At 58.3% G+C, this 17,446-nt stretch carries 18 protein-coding genes; 7 read left to right on the plus strand and 11 right to left on the minus strand.

Annotation, left to right across the window (positions count from 1 at the left end; translation table 11 throughout):
- Positions 1-7 precede the first annotated feature (7 nt).
- The 4 genes from NL154_RS08685 to NL154_RS08700 form a co-directional block, all read right to left on the minus strand.
- Positions 8-298, minus strand: a complete 291-nt coding sequence (locus NL154_RS08685; RefSeq protein ID WP_221146557.1) for a hypothetical protein — start codon at positions 296-298, stop codon at positions 8-10.
- 126 nt (positions 299-424) lie between these two features.
- Positions 425-754, minus strand: a complete 330-nt coding sequence (locus tag NL154_RS08690; RefSeq protein ID WP_247241745.1) for a hypothetical protein — start codon at positions 752-754, stop codon at positions 425-427.
- Positions 755-917: 163 nt separating this feature from the next.
- The gene (locus tag NL154_RS08695; RefSeq protein ID WP_434733905.1) at positions 918-1,172 is read right to left on the minus strand and encodes a hypothetical protein; all 255 of its coding nucleotides are present in this window, start codon (positions 1,170-1,172) and stop codon (positions 918-920) included.
- 822 nt (positions 1,173-1,994) lie between these two features.
- Positions 1,995-4,109: a choice-of-anchor Q domain-containing protein gene (locus NL154_RS08700; protein ID WP_210631529.1), complete on the minus strand. Its 2,115-nt coding sequence runs from the start codon at positions 4,107-4,109 to the stop codon at positions 1,995-1,997.
- 1,327 nt (positions 4,110-5,436) lie between these two features.
- Between NL154_RS08700 and NL154_RS08705 the strand changes: the two genes are divergently transcribed.
- On the plus strand, positions 5,437-5,742 hold the full coding sequence (locus NL154_RS08705; protein ID WP_434733906.1) for a hypothetical protein: 306 nt from the start codon (positions 5,437-5,439) through the stop codon (positions 5,740-5,742).
- A gap of 143 nt (positions 5,743-5,885) precedes the next feature.
- Here the strand turns inward: NL154_RS08705 and NL154_RS08710 are convergent, their stop codons facing one another.
- The 5 genes from NL154_RS08710 to NL154_RS08730 all read right to left on the minus strand — a co-directional run bounded on the left by NL154_RS08710 (position 5,886) and on the right by NL154_RS08730 (position 10,860).
- Positions 5,886-6,197, minus strand: coding sequence for a hypothetical protein (locus tag NL154_RS08710; protein WP_221146559.1), 312 nt, complete (start codon positions 6,195-6,197; stop codon positions 5,886-5,888).
- Between the two features lie 401 nt (positions 6,198-6,598).
- Positions 6,599-7,372, minus strand: coding sequence for an amino acid ABC transporter ATP-binding protein (locus NL154_RS08715; RefSeq protein ID WP_038688615.1), 774 nt, complete (start codon positions 7,370-7,372; stop codon positions 6,599-6,601).
- Positions 7,373-7,390: 18 nt separating this feature from the next.
- Positions 7,391-8,536, minus strand: a complete 1,146-nt coding sequence (locus NL154_RS08720) for an amino acid ABC transporter permease (RefSeq protein WP_210631527.1) — start codon at positions 8,534-8,536, stop codon at positions 7,391-7,393.
- A 1-nt stretch (position 8,537) separates the two neighbouring features.
- Entirely contained in the window at positions 8,538-9,740 is a 1,203-nt protein-coding gene (locus NL154_RS08725; RefSeq protein ID WP_210631526.1) for an amino acid ABC transporter permease, read from the minus strand.
- Positions 9,741-9,834: 94 nt separating this feature from the next.
- Complete coding sequence (locus tag NL154_RS08730; protein ID WP_064802245.1) at positions 9,835-10,860, minus strand: amino acid ABC transporter substrate-binding protein; 1,026 nt, start codon at positions 10,858-10,860, stop codon at positions 9,835-9,837.
- Positions 10,861-11,208: 348 nt separating this feature from the next.
- On the opposite strand from NL154_RS08730, the gene NL154_RS08735 reads away from it, so the two are divergent.
- The gene (locus NL154_RS08735) at positions 11,209-12,399 is read left to right on the plus strand and encodes a cystathionine beta-lyase (protein WP_434733907.1); all 1,191 of its coding nucleotides are present in this window, start codon (positions 11,209-11,211) and stop codon (positions 12,397-12,399) included.
- Between the two features lie 66 nt (positions 12,400-12,465).
- Here NL154_RS08735 and NL154_RS08740 read toward each other — a convergent pair whose 3' ends face one another.
- Positions 12,466-13,647 carry an FAD-dependent monooxygenase gene (locus NL154_RS08740; protein ID WP_210631524.1) on the minus strand — a complete coding sequence of 394 codons (1,182 nt, stop codon included), beginning with the start codon at positions 13,645-13,647 and terminating at the stop codon, positions 12,466-12,468.
- 27 nt (positions 13,648-13,674) lie between these two features.
- Positions 13,675-13,920 carry a zinc-finger domain-containing protein gene (locus NL154_RS08745; protein ID WP_092748325.1) on the minus strand — a complete coding sequence of 82 codons (246 nt, stop codon included), beginning with the start codon at positions 13,918-13,920 and terminating at the stop codon, positions 13,675-13,677.
- A gap of 155 nt (positions 13,921-14,075) precedes the next feature.
- On the opposite strand from NL154_RS08745, the gene NL154_RS08750 reads away from it, so the two are divergent.
- From NL154_RS08750 to clpS, 5 genes are all read left to right on the plus strand, one after another.
- Positions 14,076-14,861: an alpha/beta fold hydrolase gene (locus NL154_RS08750; RefSeq protein WP_221146562.1), complete on the plus strand. Its 786-nt coding sequence runs from the start codon at positions 14,076-14,078 to the stop codon at positions 14,859-14,861.
- Between the two features lie 128 nt (positions 14,862-14,989).
- Positions 14,990-15,823 carry a serine O-acetyltransferase gene (cysE, locus tag NL154_RS08755; RefSeq protein ID WP_064709189.1) on the plus strand — a complete coding sequence of 278 codons (834 nt, stop codon included), beginning with the start codon at positions 14,990-14,992 and terminating at the stop codon, positions 15,821-15,823.
- A 137-nt stretch (positions 15,824-15,960) separates the two neighbouring features.
- Positions 15,961-16,164, plus strand: coding sequence for a DUF3126 family protein (locus NL154_RS08760; protein WP_008526943.1), 204 nt, complete (start codon positions 15,961-15,963; stop codon positions 16,162-16,164).
- 274 nt (positions 16,165-16,438) lie between these two features.
- Positions 16,439-16,810, plus strand: a complete 372-nt coding sequence (locus tag NL154_RS08765) for a phasin family protein (RefSeq protein ID WP_210631522.1) — start codon at positions 16,439-16,441, stop codon at positions 16,808-16,810.
- A 275-nt stretch (positions 16,811-17,085) separates the two neighbouring features.
- Positions 17,086-17,439 (plus strand): ATP-dependent Clp protease adapter ClpS, encoded by a 354-nt coding sequence (gene clpS, locus NL154_RS08770; RefSeq protein ID WP_008526939.1) that lies wholly within the window; start codon positions 17,086-17,088, stop codon positions 17,437-17,439.
- The last annotated feature ends 7 nt before the right edge of the window (positions 17,440-17,446 follow it).

Consider the following 17,446-nt stretch of genomic DNA (forward strand, 5'->3'; position numbering starts at 1 on the left):
TTATGCTTCAAAATGCCAGCATCAACGGCAGAGCAAAAAGATAGCCCATGATCTTGAGGTATGAGATCGCCGCAAAAGGGGTATCGGCCCGGCGGTCGCGGCCGGCTGCGATTGTGGCTCTGTCGATCTTTGACAGGATCATCTTGCCGCCTGTCTTGCAAACTGCCTTCAGCACGTTGGCGCGGGCGCGCTGCGTTGACGGCTTTAATCCCTTCAATGCTGCGCTTTCCTGATATTTGTCGACGAGCCACTGCAGGGTGTGCCGGCTAGGCTCCGGCTCGGTGTCTTCCTGGGCCATGCACCGCTTGTAGTCGGCGACGAATTCTTTCGAGCCCCAGTCACCCCTCAGGCGCGTTCTCTTCCCTTGCCGACACGGAAATACCAACGGACATTGCCGATCGGCGCGCTGATGGAATGGCTACGGCTACCGTGAAACGTCGATGGGGAATTTGGAGTAGTTACAATTGTTCAACGAATAGAAGGACACGTCGTCGTCTAATTTGTTGGCCGAAAGTTCCCATTCAAAGGTATCTTGGCCGCCCAGACCAGCTATCAAAGCCATCGTGCCAAGCTCCCGCAATCGATCCGGAGGGGGGTACGGAAAGCCATACAATGTCGCCTTCTTACCGGTGAACGTGCCTTTGATGACCCTCTTAATTTCCAGATCGATACGTATCATCCGGTCCGGAAAATCCGGACCGAGCAGCAGGCCGGACGCTCCGATCCAGAACGATGTCACGCGTGCCTCAACCACGAGCTTGGCCTTCGCAAACGTATCGTCACGACATGGAGGTGTAGCGGCGGCCACGCCTGGAAAAGAGAGCATTAAGGTCAGAATTATCTGTATGCACAGTCGCAGAGATGAGTTTGCAAGCATCTGCGGAATCGGTATCCCTATGGTTTAGCCGATGCCTATTTCAGAAGGATTGTGTGAGGCTTAATAGCACCACCGTAAGCGGTGTTCTCGGGTCACGGTTTGATGGTGGCTTGGGTCTGACCGATACCAGCCGATTCATCGGACCGTAACGCTTTCTGATCTCGATAGCAGCATCAACGAAACTGTCGAACTCTTCTGCATCGAAAGGGTAATATTGATAGTTGCCCGATGCTTTAGAGGCTAACACCACATAGACGCCGCCGCTTCCGCTATCGCGTTTAATACGCAAGGACATAATGCAACTGCCGTTCATAATTTGAACGTCTGATTGTCGGATTATCTTTCCAGTCAGCACTCTCTTCAATGATTTAAACAGTCCCGCCACCTAACCCCTAGAACTCCAACAGCAACATCGTTTCTCATTGATATCATCGTGTACAGCGGAACGAAAGCTTAGCGGTTTGTCGCGAGGGGCTTGGCAAAATTGCATAATGGAATCAAAGGCGCTAATTCGCCCCTCAAAATAAGCAGATTTTATTGAAATCATTAATTTTCGACAATTCGCATTCCTTCAGGGGTCGCCACAAATTCAATGACTTGAATCTGTCCCATCACCAGCCTGAAGGAGCTTGGTCATTGGACCCTTGCATTTGGACGGTCGTCCGGCCAATCCGGCGTACGGCCGCCCCCCGGCCAACTGTCTCTGGAAGCGGAGGACAACACGCTAGACCGGCGCGGAACTCTGATTTCGCAAAACTTCGAAGAGGCGCCACCTGATCACCAGCAATCTTCCGTTCGACGAATGGACAGAGCCCAGAGCGCCGAATGGGCGCTCTGCTGATCCGCATCACCCGCCAAGTCAACGTCCTCGAGATGAACGGCGACCGCTTTCGCCACGTGCAAAGCTGCACCGGAAAGGCGGGCTGACACCTGTAAAAAAAATGCAGCGCGTGGATGGGATCGCCGCTCGGGCTCCGCCCTCCCGGCTTGCTCATCCACGCGCTGAAGTAGCCGAAGCTTGCGCGCCGCGTGGCGGGTTTTTACTCCGCCGTCGACATACTTCCGATTGTCAGCCCGATTGTTGCGGCGATCGAACGACCGCCACAACGAGTATTAGTTACAGGAGAAAATCGCTTGCCCCCACCTGTACGTGGCCCTGCAGCTGAATCTCGAAGTCATGAACGCCGTCGCCGTTCAAGTCGGCCTGAATAACGGTATGGTCGTCCTCGTAGTGCCAGGCGAGCGCGCCAGCCTTCTTGTCAAACAAGGCATTCTCCTGTGCCTGGAAATGGAAGGCTGCATCGCCAAGCGCAGAGCCATTCGCATCTATCGCTGAGAGGTCGATCTTATCGACGCCGTGCTGGAAGTCGGTGATGACGTCGCGGTCCCAGCCCGACCCGGTTTCCGTCGCTGTTTTGAAGACAAACGTATCCGAGCTGGTGCCACCGGTCATCATGTCCTTCCCGGCACCGCCGATGATGACGTCCCCGCCGGCGCCGCCGTTCAGCTTGTCCGCGCCGGCCCCGCCATTGAGAACGTTGCCGCCGTTATTGCCGCCGGTCAGCACGTCGTCATGGCTTGAGCCGATCAGGTTTTCGATGCTGACGAGCTTGTCACCGGTGGCGTGCCCGCCCGATGCGGTCCAAGTCGCCAAGCTGACGTGGACCCCGGCGTCGGAGCCCGCGTAACTGGCCGTGTCATTGCCGCTACCGCCGTCGAGCACGTCCGCGCCGGCGCCGCCCTTCAACAGGTCATTGCCGGCGAGCCCCTTGAAGGTTTCGTTGCCGCCGTTGGACTGACCGGTGTGTGGCATGATGTCGTTGCCGTTGGTACCGGTGTATAGCTTCGTCGTCGTGGTCGGCGTTCCCGTGGTTGGGGTCTCCGTAGTCGGCGTGGTCGGCGTTCCCGTCGTCGGCGTCCCGGTGGTCGGCGTTCCCGTGGTGGGCGTTTCCGTCGTTGGCGTCCCGGTAGTCGGCGTACCGGTGGTAGGCGTTGTTGGTTGCGTCGGTGCGGTCGGCGCGGTTGGCGTTCCCGATACCGGGGCAGAGCCGGATTCGTAGGCACCCATATCGACAGTTCCGACGACGCGCGCGTCGCCGTCGAGATCGACTGAGCTGACCCCGTACTTGCTGGTTCCGCTGTCAACCGCCGCCGAGCCGGAGCCGAGGTGGAAGTCGTCGCTCGAGGCCCCAAGGAACTTCGGGTCGACGCCGAGCTTGTTGCCGTCCGCCGAGCTGGGCATTGCGTTGCCGCCATCGGTTTTGACCGAGGCCTGTCCGGCCGTGCCGTTGTAGGTGATGTTGTTGGCCCAGACGACGTTCTTGTTGGTGTAGGCGTCGGTGGACGTATTATCGATCGCAGTATTGTTCTTGTTCAGCGATGGGTCGGCTACGGCGATGTTGTTGACCCAGGTGTTGTTGCTCGACGCCGAGTTGCTGAGCTCGCCCCGCCAGGTGCCGGTGTTCGCCGGGTCTTGATTGTTGTGGTACGCGGTGTTGTTCTTCACGGTGACGGAGTCGCTCCAGGTAACCTGGATACCTTTGCCGCCGTTCCCGTAGACGAGGTTGTTGTCGACCAGCGTCTTGAATGTGTAGTTCGGATTACCGCTCGCCTGCGTGCTCTGGAAATCGTCAATGATGATGCCGTTGCCATCGGTGTGCTCACCCGACTTCGTGATGTTGTCGTGCGAGATGTTGTTCCGCACGATCGTCCGGTAGCCGTCAGTCGAGGTGTCGCCGGTGATGTTCCGGTTCTGGTAGATCGAGATGCCCGAGAACCAGCCTGTGGAAGCGTTATTGTAAGTCTCGTTGCCTTCAATGCGGATGAAGTCCGACTGGTTGAACTGGATGCCCGACTCCCCGCTGCCGTGGACCTTATTATTGAGAATCTGGACGTGGTGGACATTGTTTGCTTCGATCCCGTCGCCGTTGGCGCCGGCGATGTCAAAACCGTCGATGACCACGTGGTTGGCGTTGACGCTGATCGCGTTCCACGAGCCCGCGGGCGGCCGGATCAGCGCCCCGCCCGGCACTTCCGAGCGCAGCGTGATGTCGCCTGCCGCCGAGCCGTCCTTGTCGATGTTGATGGCCTCATTGTAAGTCCCCGCCTTCACCACGACCTCGTCGCCAGGCTTAAGGTTCGAAGCCATCGCCTCACTGATCGTGCGAAAAGGAGAGGAGGCACTGCCGTTACCGCCGCCGCTGCTGCTCGAAGCTACGTAGTATGTTGTCATGGTTTTGTTCCTCAACTTCAGCGTTGTCTAATATTTCGTAGTTAATCATGTGTTGCGGCGGGGTTTATAGGGCGAGGTTTTGAATGGTGCAACAGCACCGAAACAGTAAGTACTTGAGAATCATAGCCATATTGCTGCCACAATATCCGGATCACTCCCAAGTTACATTTTGAAATATTTGCGGAAATTCGATTCGCCCAAATTGGGACAAAATATATGTCTCGCTTTCCGCGAATTATTCTTTCTGCAACCACAGCGACATCCGCTTATTGAAAAGATTAGGAAAATCTGATGGATGTGACCGGAATCCTGCCGCCGACGCGGGATCCAACATTTTTTCTGAATTTTTCAATTTTTGGCAGTTTCGCCTTCACGATTGGGGCCAATTGAGATGGCCGTGGCGAGGCCGGCCCCCTCACCAGGGTGCTCGATTCGATCATGAGTCGCTTTCAAGACTGATTAGATAATGGGCACACCGCTCCTCCGCCGACACATGCTAGCAGGTGAAATTCGCCTTCGAAGCGCAGGCTCTGGCGGAAGCCCATACTCAGCGCAACGGCATCAAATGCGTGTGATCGCGCCGACAGAACACCCTTCAGGTGGTGGCGTATCCTGATCAATCCTGAACTCGAACCCCGCCAATTTAGAGGGCGTGGGCAGGGCAATTCATCCGCGGCTCGGGTTCCAATCGCCAGATTATAAGGGAAATTTGCTCGGACCCATCATCTGGCATGGAGGCGGCTGATCCCAATTGCGCCGCGGGTCCGTCGGCGTCACATCGAGCGCCACGGCGAATGTTCAGACGCTCTCGGCCTCGCAGTTCTCCCATAGGAGAGAGAAATATTGATCTTCTTCGTGGCTGGTCTTTCCGATACCGGAGCCATGACGATTTCGGTTGGCTGTCATGTCGTCATGCAGGCGGCAAGCAGTTCCATGGAGATCATCTTTGATACATCGCGGACGCGAATAATATTGTCCAAGACTGTCCAGTAATCGTCGCAAGAGGTTTATTTCGTGTGGTGCGACGCAGCCAATACAAAGACAGAAATTCTGAGGATGTCGCCGAAAAGTTGAAATGTCGTAGGATTACATATGTTCAACCTGCGCTATACTGTTTCATAGCTACAATAGGTAGGATTTGGCTGCTGTAGACGGCGTGTACCCTCCCTGGCAATTCTTAGTGGGAGAGTATGAGAGCGATCTTCCCGAGCATAAGCGCTGCTGCATTTCTATATGCAATGAATGCCTACGCCGTTGATCTTCCTGCGGGGGCAAAAAGGCCACAAGGGACGAGTTCAAAGCTTTTGCTGACGGCAAGCAGGTGGAAGTGGAAATTCTCGATCTGAAAAAACCTGTAACCGCCGAACTCGTTTGGAGTTGGAAGAAGGGGACTACGACCGGCAGGGCCGATGTCGCCGGCAAAATGATCGACGTGAAAACGAAACTCACCTTCAAAGGCGATAAGGCCTGTTCAGCCGGCAAAGGCGAAAAGCCAAGCTGCCATTTTATCTATATCGACGGCGACAAGTTCTACGAAGTTCGAGATGACATGAAGTACAGGCGGTGTCGACCGTCGGTTGAGGTCCGCGTTGCCCTGAAAGCAGCGCTGCAGCTTCCGTCATCCCTGTGGTAATTGCCGGACGGCAACGGCCGGCCATCCGACAGCCGCCAAAAGCTGATATGCGGCCGCCGCCGTCGACAAGCCACGCCAATACAGCCGTGCTTATGTTCCTGGCTTTTGAAGTTCTATGGCAGACTACATCCGTTCGGTTCTTCTCAGCGATCCAAAAAATGATCGAAATAAATCTTGGGGATGGGGTAAGCGTAGACGCCTCTATCGACAATGCCGCGCCTGTAGAGGCAATTTCTGAGCGCCGCGTTATAATGCAGGCTCTGCGGATCCGGCGACCCGCGTCGCCATGAGCCCGCCTCCGGCACGCACCACCTAAGAGCTATGTCGTATCGAGAGAGGAGGGCAGGGTCTGTGTCGACCCGAATGCCGCTGTAGGATTGATAGTTTGAAGGAGATTCTGCGGCCGAAATACAGCCCAGGCTAAGTGCAACGCCAACGACTGCCATCAATCTCATTGGGTTTAGTTCTCCTATGGTTGATCATCGAAGTAATCGAGCGGGAGGTTATTTGTTTCAACGCCTGCGGGCAAGAGGGATGGGCTGTCAGAGCAATTCTAGAAAAAGCGGGAAACGGCTTTCCGTCAGGAATTGCGTAAAAACAAGAACTTAAGCAGTTCTGCGCTTCCATGAAAAAGCTGAACCGCTCTAGGCATGGCCGGGACCACCGAGCGTGGCGGCGGGCATCCATTCTCTTAATGACTCAATCCAGGAAATCGGGCGGCACCTTCCGCTGAGCGGCGGCGATTCCGTCCTACCCGCATCTGCAGTCTGTTGCAGGCGACCGCCGCCCGCTGAACATGAAAGACCCGCCGAACCCGAAGGGGTGCGGCGGGTCTTTCATGTTCAGCGTTCGGGGGTCAGTGCAGGATCTGGCTGAGGAACAGCTTGGTGCGCTCGTGCTGCGGATTGTCGAAGAATTCGGCCGGCGAGTTCTGCTCGACGATCTGGCCCTGATCCATGAAGATGACGCGGTTGGCGACCTGGCGGGCAAAACCCATTTCGTGGGTGACGCAGAGCATGGTCATCCCTTCTTCCGCGAGGCCGACCATGGTGTCCAGCACTTCCTTGATCATTTCGGGATCGAGCGCCGAAGTCGGCTCGTCGAACAGCATGATCTTGGGGTTCATGCACAGCGACCGGGCGATCGCCACGCGCTGCTGCTGCCCGCCGGAAAGCTGGCCCGGATATTTATTGGCCTGCTCCGGGATCTTGACCCGCTTCAGGAAATGCATGGCGATTTCTTCCGCCTGCTTCTTCGGCATCTTGCGCACCCAGATCGGAGCCAGTGTGCAATTTTCGAGGATCGTCAGGTGCGGGAAGAGGTTGAAGTGCTGGAACACCATGCCGACCTCGCGCCGCACTTCGTCGATCTTCTTCAAATCGTTGGTGAGCTCGGTGCCATCGACGATGATCTGGCCTTTCTGGTGCTCTTCGAGACGGTTGATGCAGCGGATCATCGTCGACTTGCCCGAGCCGGACGGCCCGGCGATGACGATGCGTTCGCCGCGCATGACCTTCAGGTTGATGTCGCGCAGCACGTGGAAATCGCCGTACCACTTGTTCATGTTGATGATTTCGATCGCCACTTCCGTTGCGGAAACGGTGAGCTTTTTCGCTGGAGCTTCAGCCATGATTATTTTCCCTCATTTTTATCGTTTGTGGCCGGTGTCGAGGTGACGTTCGATGAATGCTGAATAGCGCGACATGCCGAAGCAGAAAAGCCAGAAGGCGAATCCGGCGAATATCAACCCCGTGAGCGGCGTTACTGCGGTTGCCCAATTCGGATCGACGAAGTTGAGGCGAACGATGCCGAGAAGGTCGAACATGCTGATGATCGACACCAGCGATGTGTCCTTGAACATGCCGATGAAGGTGTTGACGATGCCAGGGATCACCAGCTTGATTGCCTGCGGCATGATGACCAACCGCATCTTCTGCCAGTAGCCCAACCCGAGCGAATCCGCCCCCTCGAACTGGCCCTTGGGAATAGCCTGCAGGCCGCCGCGGATGACTTCCGCCATATAGGCGGAGGCGAAGATCGATACCCCGATGATCGCGCGCAACAGCTTGTCCACGGTCCAGCCGGCCGGCAGGAAAAGCGGCAGCATGACGCTCGCCATGAACAGGACCGTTATCAGCGGCACGCCGCGGACGACTTCGATGAAAACGACGCAGAACGTCCGGATGACCGGCATCTGCGAGCGCCTTCCCAGCGCCAGGATGATGCCGAGCGGGAAGGAGACGGCGATGCCGACAAAAGAGAGCACCAGCGTCACCAGCAGCCCGCCCCAGAGTGGGGTCTCGACGATTTCCAGACCAAATCCGCCGTAAAGCAGAAAGAAGGAAACGATCGGAAGAACGCCGAAGAGCAGGAGGGCGTTGACGCCCTTGCGCGGCGCCGAGGGGATGAGCATCGGCACCAACAGGAGTACGAAAAGAATACCGACCAGCGTCGGGCGCCAGCGCTCGTCGAGCGGATAGCGTCCAAAGATGAACTGGTCGAATTTGGCGTTGACGAAGGCCCAGCATGCACCGCTCCAGCCATCCGGCTGGATGCCACCCTGTACGGCAGTGGCGCAGAAGGTGCGGTCCGGACCGCTCCAAACCGCCTGCACGAAGAGCCAGTCGAGCGCGTGCAGGAGGGCCCAAACGACAAAGACCAGCGCCAGGATGGTAAGGACGATGTCCTTGGGCGTCGCAAGCAGGTTGCGGCGAATCCAAGCGACCGGGCCTTTCTCTGCTGAGGGCGGCGGCTCCGGCGCCAGTATGGCGGTTCTGACGAAAGCGTTGCTCATCTTACCTCTCCACCAGCGCCATCTTGGCATTGAACCAGTTCATTAACAGCGAAGTGACGACACTGAGGCTGAGGTAAATGACCATCCAGATGAGGATCACCTCGACAGCCTGACCTGTCTGATTCAGCGTCGTGCTACCGACGGCGACCAGATCGGCAAAACCGATGGCGATCGCCAGCGACGAGTTCTTGGTCAGATTGAGATACTGGCTGCTCAGCGGCGGAATGATGATGCGGAAGGCCTGCGGAATGACGACCAGCCGGGTGATCGACGAGGGGTGAAGCCCGAGTGCGCCTGCAGCTTCCGTCTGTCCCTTCGGCACGCCGCGAATGCCTGCGCGCACGATTTCAGCGATGAAGGCAGCGGTGTAGAAGGAAAGTGCAAGGAAGAGCGACATGAATTCCGGCCCGACGACGGAGCCGCCGGTGAGGTTGAACTTGCCCGCGATCGGATAGTCGAAGGAAAGCGGCGCGCCTGCGACCAGGAAGACGATAAGCGGCAGGCCGACCAGCAGCCCGAGCGAAGCCCAGATCGTATGGAACGGCTGACCTGTCGCCGCCTGCCGGCGATGCGCCCATCGGGCCGTGACGATAACGGCGATGATCGCGACGACGAAGGCGACGCCGACGAGCCAGAAAGTCTCGCCGAAAATCGGTTTGGGAAAGGAAAGGCCACGGTTGTTCAAATACGCTCCGAGCGGCAGATGCAGCGACTCGCGCGCATTCGGCAGAACCGCCAGAACGCCCGAATACCAGAAGAAGATGACAAGCAGCGGCGGGATGTTGCGGAAGACTTCGACATAAACCGTGCACAGCTTGGCAATCAGCCAGTTCCTCGACAGGCGGCCGATGCCAATGATGAAGCCGATGATGGTGGCGGTGATGATGCCGGTAACGGCGATCAGGATTGTATTCAGAAGGCCGACGACCAGCGCGCGGCCGTAGGTCGAATCACTCGAATAGGCGATCAGCGACTGACCGACCTCGAAGCCGGCACGGCCGTTCAGAAAGCCGAAGCCCGACGCGATGTTGGCGCGCGCCAGATTGACGGCAGTGTTGTGCGCAACCCACCAGACGAAGACGACCAGCAGGACGATGGTGAGAACCTGGAAGAAAATGCCCCGAATTGTCGGGTCGTAGAGCGCGGACTGAAAGCTCCAGCCGCCTCTGGATAAACGTGTTGAATCCAAAGCCTGGTGCGTCATGCTTGGCCAATTCCCCATTATGCTCCTTTTCGGAGCTTTTTTATTGGAGGAGGAAAGGCGGTCGCCCGCCTTTCCGTCTTCATACGTGACGCGCTCAGCGAACCGGCGGAGCGTACTGAATGCCGCCCTTGTTCCACAGGGCGTTGAGACCGCGCGCGATCTTGAGCGGGCTGCCCTGGCCGATGTTGCGCTCGAAGACTTCGCCGTAATTGCCGACGTTCTTTACGATGTTGTAAGCCCAGTCGTTGGTCAGGCCGAGATCGGTGCCGATCTTGGTATCCGCCTCGACGCCGAGGAAGCGCTTGATGTCAGGGTTCGGCGAGTTCTTCATGTCGTCGACATTGGCCTGGGTGATGCCGAATTCTTCAGCATTGATCATGGCATAGCCGACCCAGCTGACGATATCGAACCACTGGTCGTCACCTTGACGAACGGCCGGGGCGAGCGGTTCCTTGGAGATGATTTCCGGCAGGATCGCGTGTTCGTCCGGATTCTTCAGCGTCAGGCGCAGCGAATAGAGACCGGACTGGTCGGTGGTGTAGACGTCGCAACGGCCGGCATCATAGGCGGCGTTGACCTCGTCCAGCTTTTCGAAGACGACCGGATTGTACTGAAGGTTGTTCGCCTTGAAATAGTCGGCGAGGTTGAGCTCGGTGGTCGTGCCCGACTGGACGCACACGGACGCGCCGGAGAGTTCCAATGCCGACTTCACGTTGAGGCTCTTGCGGACCATGAAGCCCTGGCCGTCATAATAGTTGACGAAACGGAAGTTCAGGCCGAGTGCCGTATCGCGGTTGATCGACCAGGTCGTATTTCGGGCGAGCACGTCGATTTCGCCCGACTGCAGGGCAGGGAAGCGATTGGCGGCGCTGAGCGGGGTGAACTTCACCTTGGTAGGGTCGCCGAACACGGCCGAAGCGACAGCCTTGCAGAAGTCGACGTCGAAGCCCGCCCAGTTGCCGGAAGCGTCAGGCGCGGCGAAGCCGGCGAGGCCGGTGTTGACGCCGCACTGAATGAAACCCTTTGCCTTTACATCACCGAGAGTCGTGGCCGAAGCAGCCGAGGCGCCAAGAGCGAAAACTGCTGCGCCGATCGCGGCGGACAGAAGCTTGTTCTTCATTTTTTTCCCAACCTTTTCCGTTGTATTATATTTTCTTGTGGGGCGTTCCGGCGGAAAACTCTGCCACCCCCATCGTCTCGACACCCTCCCGGCGCGAGTACCCTATCACAGTCGCAAATGTCACCATGGTCAAGTGTCGCGATCAATAATTGCGGCAAAATTCAGCATTTTGCCGGATTGCGCCACATTCGAAGGCGGTTGGCTAGGAAATGAGCGCCCTATTGCGGAAAAATAACGCGAATTTAGAAAAACCCAGCGACAGCTGTCCCCCTCTTCGAGGGGTTGACCAGGCCGGTCGAGGGGTCCAAAAGTCTGATTTTGCGCCCCCCGCCAAAGGCTTTTTCCGACATGAAAGACAAAGACAGCTTGCTGCAGACCGCCGGCATCAATACCCGCCTGACCCATATTGGCAACGACCCCTTCGACTATCACGGCTTCGTCAATCCGCCGGTCGTGCATGCCTCGACGGTCCTGTTTCCGAATGCGGCGACGATGGACACGCGCTCGCAGAAATATACCTATGGAACGCGCGGTACGCCGACGACGGACGCGCTCTGCGAAGCGATCGACGCGCTCGAAGGTTCGGCCGGCACGATCCTCGTTCCCTCGGGGCTGGCAGCGGTCACCATTCCGTTCCTCGGGTTCAGCGCCGCCGGCGATCACGCGCTGGTCGTCGATTCGGTTTATGGCCCGACCCGCCATTTCTGCGATACGATGCTGAAGCGGCTCGGCGTCGAGGTGGAATATTATGATCCCGCGATCGGCGCCGGCATCGAGGCGCTGTTCCGGCCGAACACCAAGATCGTCCATACCGAGGCTCCCGGCTCCAATACCTTCGAAATGCAGGATATCCCGGCAATCGCGGCCGTCGCGCATCGTCTCGGCGCCGTCGTCATGATGGACAATACCTGGGCAACGCCGCTCTATTTCAGGCCGCTCGATCACGGCGTCGATATCTCCATCCACGCGGCGACGAAATATCCGTCCGGCCATTCCGATATCCTGCTCGGAACGGTATCGGCCAATGGCAAGCACTGGGAGCGTCTCAAGGAGACGAACGGCGCCCTCGGCATCTGCGGCGCGCCCGACGATGCCTATCAGATCCTGCGCGGATTGCGCAGCATGGGCCTGCGCCTCGAGCGCCATTATGAAAGCGCCCTTGATATCGCCGAATGGCTGGAGGGCAGGGAGGATGTCGCCCGCGTGCTGCATCCGGCGCTGCCGAGCTTTCCCTCTCATACTATCTGGAAGCGCGATTTCAAGGGCGCCAGCGGTATCTTTTCCTTCGTGCTTGCCGCTGAGGGCCCCGAGAAATTCAAGGCGAAGGCCCATGCCTTCCTCGACGCGCTGAGGATTTTCGGTCTCGGCTATTCCTGGGGCGGCTTTGAAAGCCTTGCGCTGCACGCCAATCTGAACGACCGCAAGATCGCGAAGGCCCCGAAGGAGGGGCCCGTCATCCGGCTGCAGATCGGCCTTGAAGACGTGGCCGACCTGAAGGCCGATATCGAACGAGGTTTTGCGGCGGCAAGCGCCGTCTGAGCCATTGCGGCGTAAAACAAACACCTAAAGCGCAAGGAGCGGATCTGAAAGATCGCGACGCGCGCTTTAGGCGCTGCGGCCGCTTGCGGCGCCAGACAGCGTGCTATGAGCCCGGTAGCCATAGATCCAGTCGAGACCGGCCGCCAGGCTTTGCGGCGACTTCAGGCCGAGCACCAGGTCGCGGCCGATCCGGATCGGCCCCTTCGCATGATAGGCAAATTTGTTGAAGGCGCCGCGCTGGCGAAGCTTTGCAATGCGCGGCATACGATGCCTCTCAAAGAGGCCCAGTGCCTCCGCCGCCGGGCGGTTCGAAAGAAAAGTGGCAAGTTCGTAGGCGTCTTCGATCGCCATGGCCGCTCCCTGAGCGGCAAAGGGCATCATCGCATGCGCGGCGTCGCCGATCAGAACCGTCCTTCGGCCGTCCTGCCACGCGCCCGATGTGGTTTCGAAGAGCGGCCAGAACGTCAGCTTCGGCTGTTTATCGAGCAGCGACACGATCGCGGTGTTCCAGCCGGAAAGCTGCGCCCGGAGCCGCGCGCACTGCTCTGCCGTCGGCTCGTTTCGCCAGGCCTGCGGCGCGGTATTGCCCGCGGTGATCGCCACCATGTTGATGCTGCCCGTCTCCTTCAGCGGATAGCAGACGAGATGCGCCGATCCGCCAAGGAAAGCCGAAACGCTTGTCCGGTCGAGAAAGCCCGGCGCCTCGCCTTCGGCAAGAGTGAAGCGGTAGGCGATGTTGCCGGAAAAACGCGGCAAGGGGCTGCCGGGTACGGATTGCCGGAGCTTCGACCAGACGCCGTCCGCGCCGATGACGACATCGGCGGCCCGCTCGACGGGCGGCGAATTCGAATCCATTCGCACACCAAGATGAAGCCGGCAGAGCGGATCGGCCTCGACCGCGGTGAGGAGCGCATTCTGCAATGTGGCGCGGTGCAGCACGCCATAGGGTGCCCCCCAGCGCTGCCGCGCGAATTTGCCGGCCGGTACAGCCGCAAGTTGGCGCAGCGAAGCGCCTGACATCAGCCGGATCGTCTCCGGTTCGAGCCAGACTTTTGAAAGTCCCTCGAGGACACCGAGTTCTGCCAGGATGCGGGAGGCGTTCGGCGAAACCTGCAAGCCGGCGCCGACTTCGACAAGCTCATCCGCCTGCTCGAAAATCTCCGAGCTGATGCCCCGCCGCGAAAGCGCAAGCGCAGCGGTCAGCCCGGCAATGCCGGCGCCGATGATGGCGGCATGTTCGACCGGCATTATCAGTCCGATCCGAATTCTGGACGGTTACGCCGCCTTCACGTGGAAAACGCAGCCGGCCGGATTGGTCTGGCTCGGTTTGAGAGAAGAATTATAACGGTAAAGCGTCGAGCAATAGGAACAGACCTTTTCATTGTCGTCGCCCATGTCGATGAAGATATGCGGATGGTCGAAAGGCACCGAAGCGCCGGTGCACATGAATTCCTTGACGCCGACTTCGATGACGCGGTGACCGCCGTCGTTCTGGAAGTGGGGAATGTTGTGGCCGGCCATGTCGCTCTCCGAATGCTTTGAAAGTGCGCGAACCTTATAAGCCTTCGCCGCAAATGTGTAGAGCCAAAGCGCTGCGCCGGGCACAGTTTTTACCCACAATTTTGGCTTCCCGCCGAGAGGCGGCTCGACTATGGTCGCGCCAGAAGGAAGGCCCGATGAACCTGAATATACCTGCATTTTCAAGCTTCACCCATGACGGATTGAACATCGCTTTTTTCGACGAGGGCGATCCTTCCGGCTCGCCTGTCTTGCTGATCCATGGCTTTGCCTCGACGGCCAACGTCAACTGGGTGCATCCGGGCTGGCTGAAGACGTTAGGCGATGCCGGCTACCGGGTCGTCGCCATCGACAATCGCGGCCATGGCGCAAGCGACAAGCCGCACGACGCCGAAGCCTATCGCCCCTGGGTCATGGCCGGCGATGCGATCGCCTTGCTTGACCATCTCGGTATTCCCGAGGCCAATCTCATGGGCTATTCGATGGGCGCGCGCATCTCCGTCTTTGCGGCACTCGCCAATCCCCATCGCATCCGCTCGCTGGTGCTCGGCGGTCTCGGCATCGGCATGACCGATGGGGTCGGCGACTGGGACCCGATCGCCGATGCGTTGCTGGCTCCGTCGCTGGAGGTCGTGACGCATGACCGCGGCCGCATGTTCCGCGCCTTCGCCGAGCAGACGAAGAGCGACCGTACTGCGCTCGCCGCCTGCATACGCGGCTCGCGCGACCTTGTCGCTCGCTCCGATATGGGCAAGCTCGACATGCCAACCCTGATCGGTGTCGGCACCAAGGACGATATTGCCGGCTCTCCGCAGGAGTTGGCTGCCCTGATGCCCGAGGCCGAAGCGCTCGATATTCCCGGCCGTGATCACATGCTCGCCGTCGGCGACAAGGTTTTCAAGCAGGCGGTGCTGGCCTTCTACGCAAGGGTCGCTGAGGGGTGACATCATCGTGATGCCGAAAAACCATGCTAAAAAACCATGGTGACGGCACCCATTTATGTTATGGGCGTTTTCCACTATATATGGGCATTCCGAAAACGGCATTCCGGCTGGCAACGAGGAGAGCGGCGATGGTCGCCAAGACAGATATTCGTGCTTTTGAGACAGGCCATCCGCTGAAGGTGATGGATCCCATCTGGGACAGCCTGCGCGAGGAAGCTCGGATCGCGGCCGAAAAAGACCCGGTTCTTGCCGCCTTTCTCTACTCGACGGTCATCAATTACCATTCGCTTGAGGAATGCGTCATCCACCGCATCTGCGAACGTCTCGACCATCCAGATATGCAGGCGAACCTGCTGCGTCAGACCTTCGAGGAAATGCTGCTCGACTGGCCGGAGTGGAGCTCCATTCTTCGCGTCGACATCCAGGCCATCTACGACCGCGATCCCGCCTGCCTGCGCTTCATGGAGGCGGTGCTTTATTTCAAAGGTTTCCATGCGCTGCAGACCCATCGTCTGGCCCACTGGCTGCTGAACCGCGGTCGGCGTGATTTTGCGCTCTATCTGCAGAGCCGTTCCTCCAGCGTCTTCCAGACCGACATCAATCCGGCCGCGCGTATCGGCAAGGGCATCTTCCTTGACCACGCCACCGGCCTCGTCGTCGGCGAGACGGCCGTCATCGGCGACAATGTTTCGATCCTGCATGGTGTGACGCTCGGCGGCACCGGCAAAGAGGGCGCCGATCGCCACCCAAAGATCGGCAGCGGCGTCATGATCGGCGCCGGCGCGAAGATCCTCGGCAATATCGAGATCGGTTACTGCTCGCGCGTTGCCGCAGGTTCCGTGGTGCTGAAAGCAGTGCCGCCGAAGAAGACGGTCGCAGGCGTTCCGGCCAAGGTCGTCGGCGAGGCCGGTTGTTCCGAGCCGTCGCGCAATATGGATCAGGTGATTGGCGCCGATATCTGAGCGCTAGATAAAGGGATGAGGGAAGGTCGGCGGGCACCGGGCGGGGACAGTCGTCGCCAAGTGGCAACCTTGCCTTTACACCGCTGCTTTTCGTGTGCAAGAAGCGGCCAATCAAGACCGCTTACGGAGATGACAGAGTGAAGCCAGAAGAAATCAAGAAGCTCGACGCCTACTTCAAACGTACGCTCAACCCGCAGATCGTCGTCAAGGCGCGTCCGCGCAAGAATGATTCTGCGGAAGTCTATCTGGGCGAAGAATTTCTGGGCGTCGTCTATGTCGATGACGAAGACGGCGACCGCTCTTACAACTTTTCGATGGCGATCCTCGACGTCGATCTTTAATCGCGCGTGAGAGCTTGAAGTGGACCGGGCGGCGCCATCCGCCCGGTCTTTTTTTGTTTTTTTGCTGTCGAATCAAAATTTCTTTAAAACGCATGGTTGTAGCATTGTGCTATATATTAGCAAAAACCGTTAAAGACGTACGTTCACCGGCGCGCTTGCTTTGTTTTGTCTCCGTAGCGCAACCTGTAGATGTTTTGCGTCGCACAAGACTACTTGACTATTTGTGCGTTGCAGCTACCCTGCCGGCACTAACAGCCCAAACGGAGGATGGCTCATGTTCAACTTTGACGATGCAAACAGGAAGAGCAAGGAAGCCGTCGACACGGCGCTGAGAACTTATTCCGACACGGCCAAGGGCTTTCAGGCGATCGCTGCCGAAGCCGCTGAATATTCGAAGAAATCCTTTCAGGATGCGGTGACGCACTTCGAAACCCTCGCCGGCGCCAAGAGCTTCGAGGCCGTCTTCGAGCTGCAGACCAGCTATGTCAAATCTGCCTATGAGAGCTTCGTCTCCGAAACGACCAAGCTCGGCGAAATGTACGCCGACCTCGCCAAGTCGGCCTACAAGCCCTACGAGGCTCCGATTGCCGCTGCCGTCGTCAAGACCACCAAGTCGGCGCAGCCGGCTGCGCCTGCCGCTGCGTGAACTGATCTTAACGGCGCAACCTGCGCTGCATATTGAAAATCGAGGACCGGCTACACATTTGTGGCCGGTCTTTTTGTTTCCTCTTTCGCTGCAACCTTCACATTCGACAGGCCGGGGACTTTTTTGGTCTTTCCCGTGCATGCCGGCATTTCTTGATTGCAGTGTCTGACAGGGGGCTTAAAATCGGCCTATTATGAACTAAGTTAGTGTTTCAGATATTCGGCGGGAAAAGCGCCCTCCCATGCTCCGCCGGATTGATCGAGGAATGAATGACAATGATCGCAAAGCCGATCCGGATGCAGAACGACAGCGAAAGGAACGGGGATAACGGAAATCGCGGAACCTCGGTCATCACGCGCACCAAGCCGAAGACCAAGAAGCCCAACCTCTATCGCGTGCTGCTTTTGAATGACGATTATACGCCAATGGAATTCGTCATTCATATTCTGGAGCGTTTTTTTCAGAAGGACCGTGAAAGTGCCACCCGCATCATGCTCCATGTCCACAATCACGGCGTCGGCGAGTGCGGAATATTCACATACGAGGTGGCGGAAACGAAGGTCAGCCAGGTGATGGACTTCGCCCGGCAGCACCAGCATCCGCTGCAATGCGTCATGGAAAAGAAGTGAGGATCTC

The organism is Rhizobium sp. YTUHZ044 (genome assembly GCF_051123975.1).
GTDB lineage: Bacteria > Pseudomonadota > Alphaproteobacteria > Rhizobiales > Rhizobiaceae > Rhizobium.

What these genes read in the sequence shown, in the direction of transcription:
- NL154_RS08685 (WP_221146557.1), bottom strand. Translation starts at nt 298, where the DNA reads ATGGCCCAGGAAGACACCGAGCCGGAGCCTAGCCGGCACACCCTGCAG.
- NL154_RS08695 (WP_434733905.1), bottom strand. Translation starts at nt 1,172, where the DNA reads ATGTCCTTGCGTATTAAACGCGATAGCGGAAGCGGCGGCGTCTATGTG.
- NL154_RS08700 (WP_210631529.1), bottom strand. Translation starts at nt 4,109, where the DNA reads ATGACAACATACTACGTAGCTTCGAGCAGCAGCGGCGGCGGTAACGGC.
- NL154_RS08710 (WP_221146559.1), bottom strand. Translation starts at nt 6,197, where the DNA reads ATGAGATTGATGGCAGTCGTTGGCGTTGCACTTAGCCTGGGCTGTATT.
- NL154_RS08715 (WP_038688615.1), bottom strand. Translation starts at nt 7,372, where the DNA reads ATGGCTGAAGCTCCAGCGAAAAAGCTCACCGTTTCCGCAACGGAAGTG.
- NL154_RS08720 (WP_210631527.1), bottom strand. Translation starts at nt 8,536, where the DNA reads ATGAGCAACGCTTTCGTCAGAACCGCCATACTGGCGCCGGAGCCGCCG.
- NL154_RS08725 (WP_210631526.1), bottom strand. Translation starts at nt 9,740, where the DNA reads ATGACGCACCAGGCTTTGGATTCAACACGTTTATCCAGAGGCGGCTGG.
- NL154_RS08730 (WP_064802245.1), bottom strand. Translation starts at nt 10,860, where the DNA reads ATGAAGAACAAGCTTCTGTCCGCCGCGATCGGCGCAGCAGTTTTCGCT.
- NL154_RS08735 (WP_434733907.1), top strand. Translation starts at nt 11,209, where the DNA reads ATGAAAGACAAAGACAGCTTGCTGCAGACCGCCGGCATCAATACCCGC.
- NL154_RS08740 (WP_210631524.1), bottom strand. Translation starts at nt 13,647, where the DNA reads ATGCCGGTCGAACATGCCGCCATCATCGGCGCCGGCATTGCCGGGCTG.
- NL154_RS08745 (WP_092748325.1), bottom strand. Translation starts at nt 13,920, where the DNA reads ATGGCCGGCCACAACATTCCCCACTTCCAGAACGACGGCGGTCACCGC.
- NL154_RS08750 (WP_221146562.1), top strand. Translation starts at nt 14,076, where the DNA reads ATGAACCTGAATATACCTGCATTTTCAAGCTTCACCCATGACGGATTG.
- cysE (WP_064709189.1), top strand. Translation starts at nt 14,990, where the DNA reads ATGGTCGCCAAGACAGATATTCGTGCTTTTGAGACAGGCCATCCGCTG.
- NL154_RS08765 (WP_210631522.1), top strand. Translation starts at nt 16,439, where the DNA reads ATGTTCAACTTTGACGATGCAAACAGGAAGAGCAAGGAAGCCGTCGAC.
- clpS (WP_008526939.1), top strand. Translation starts at nt 17,086, where the DNA reads ATGATCGCAAAGCCGATCCGGATGCAGAACGACAGCGAAAGGAACGGG.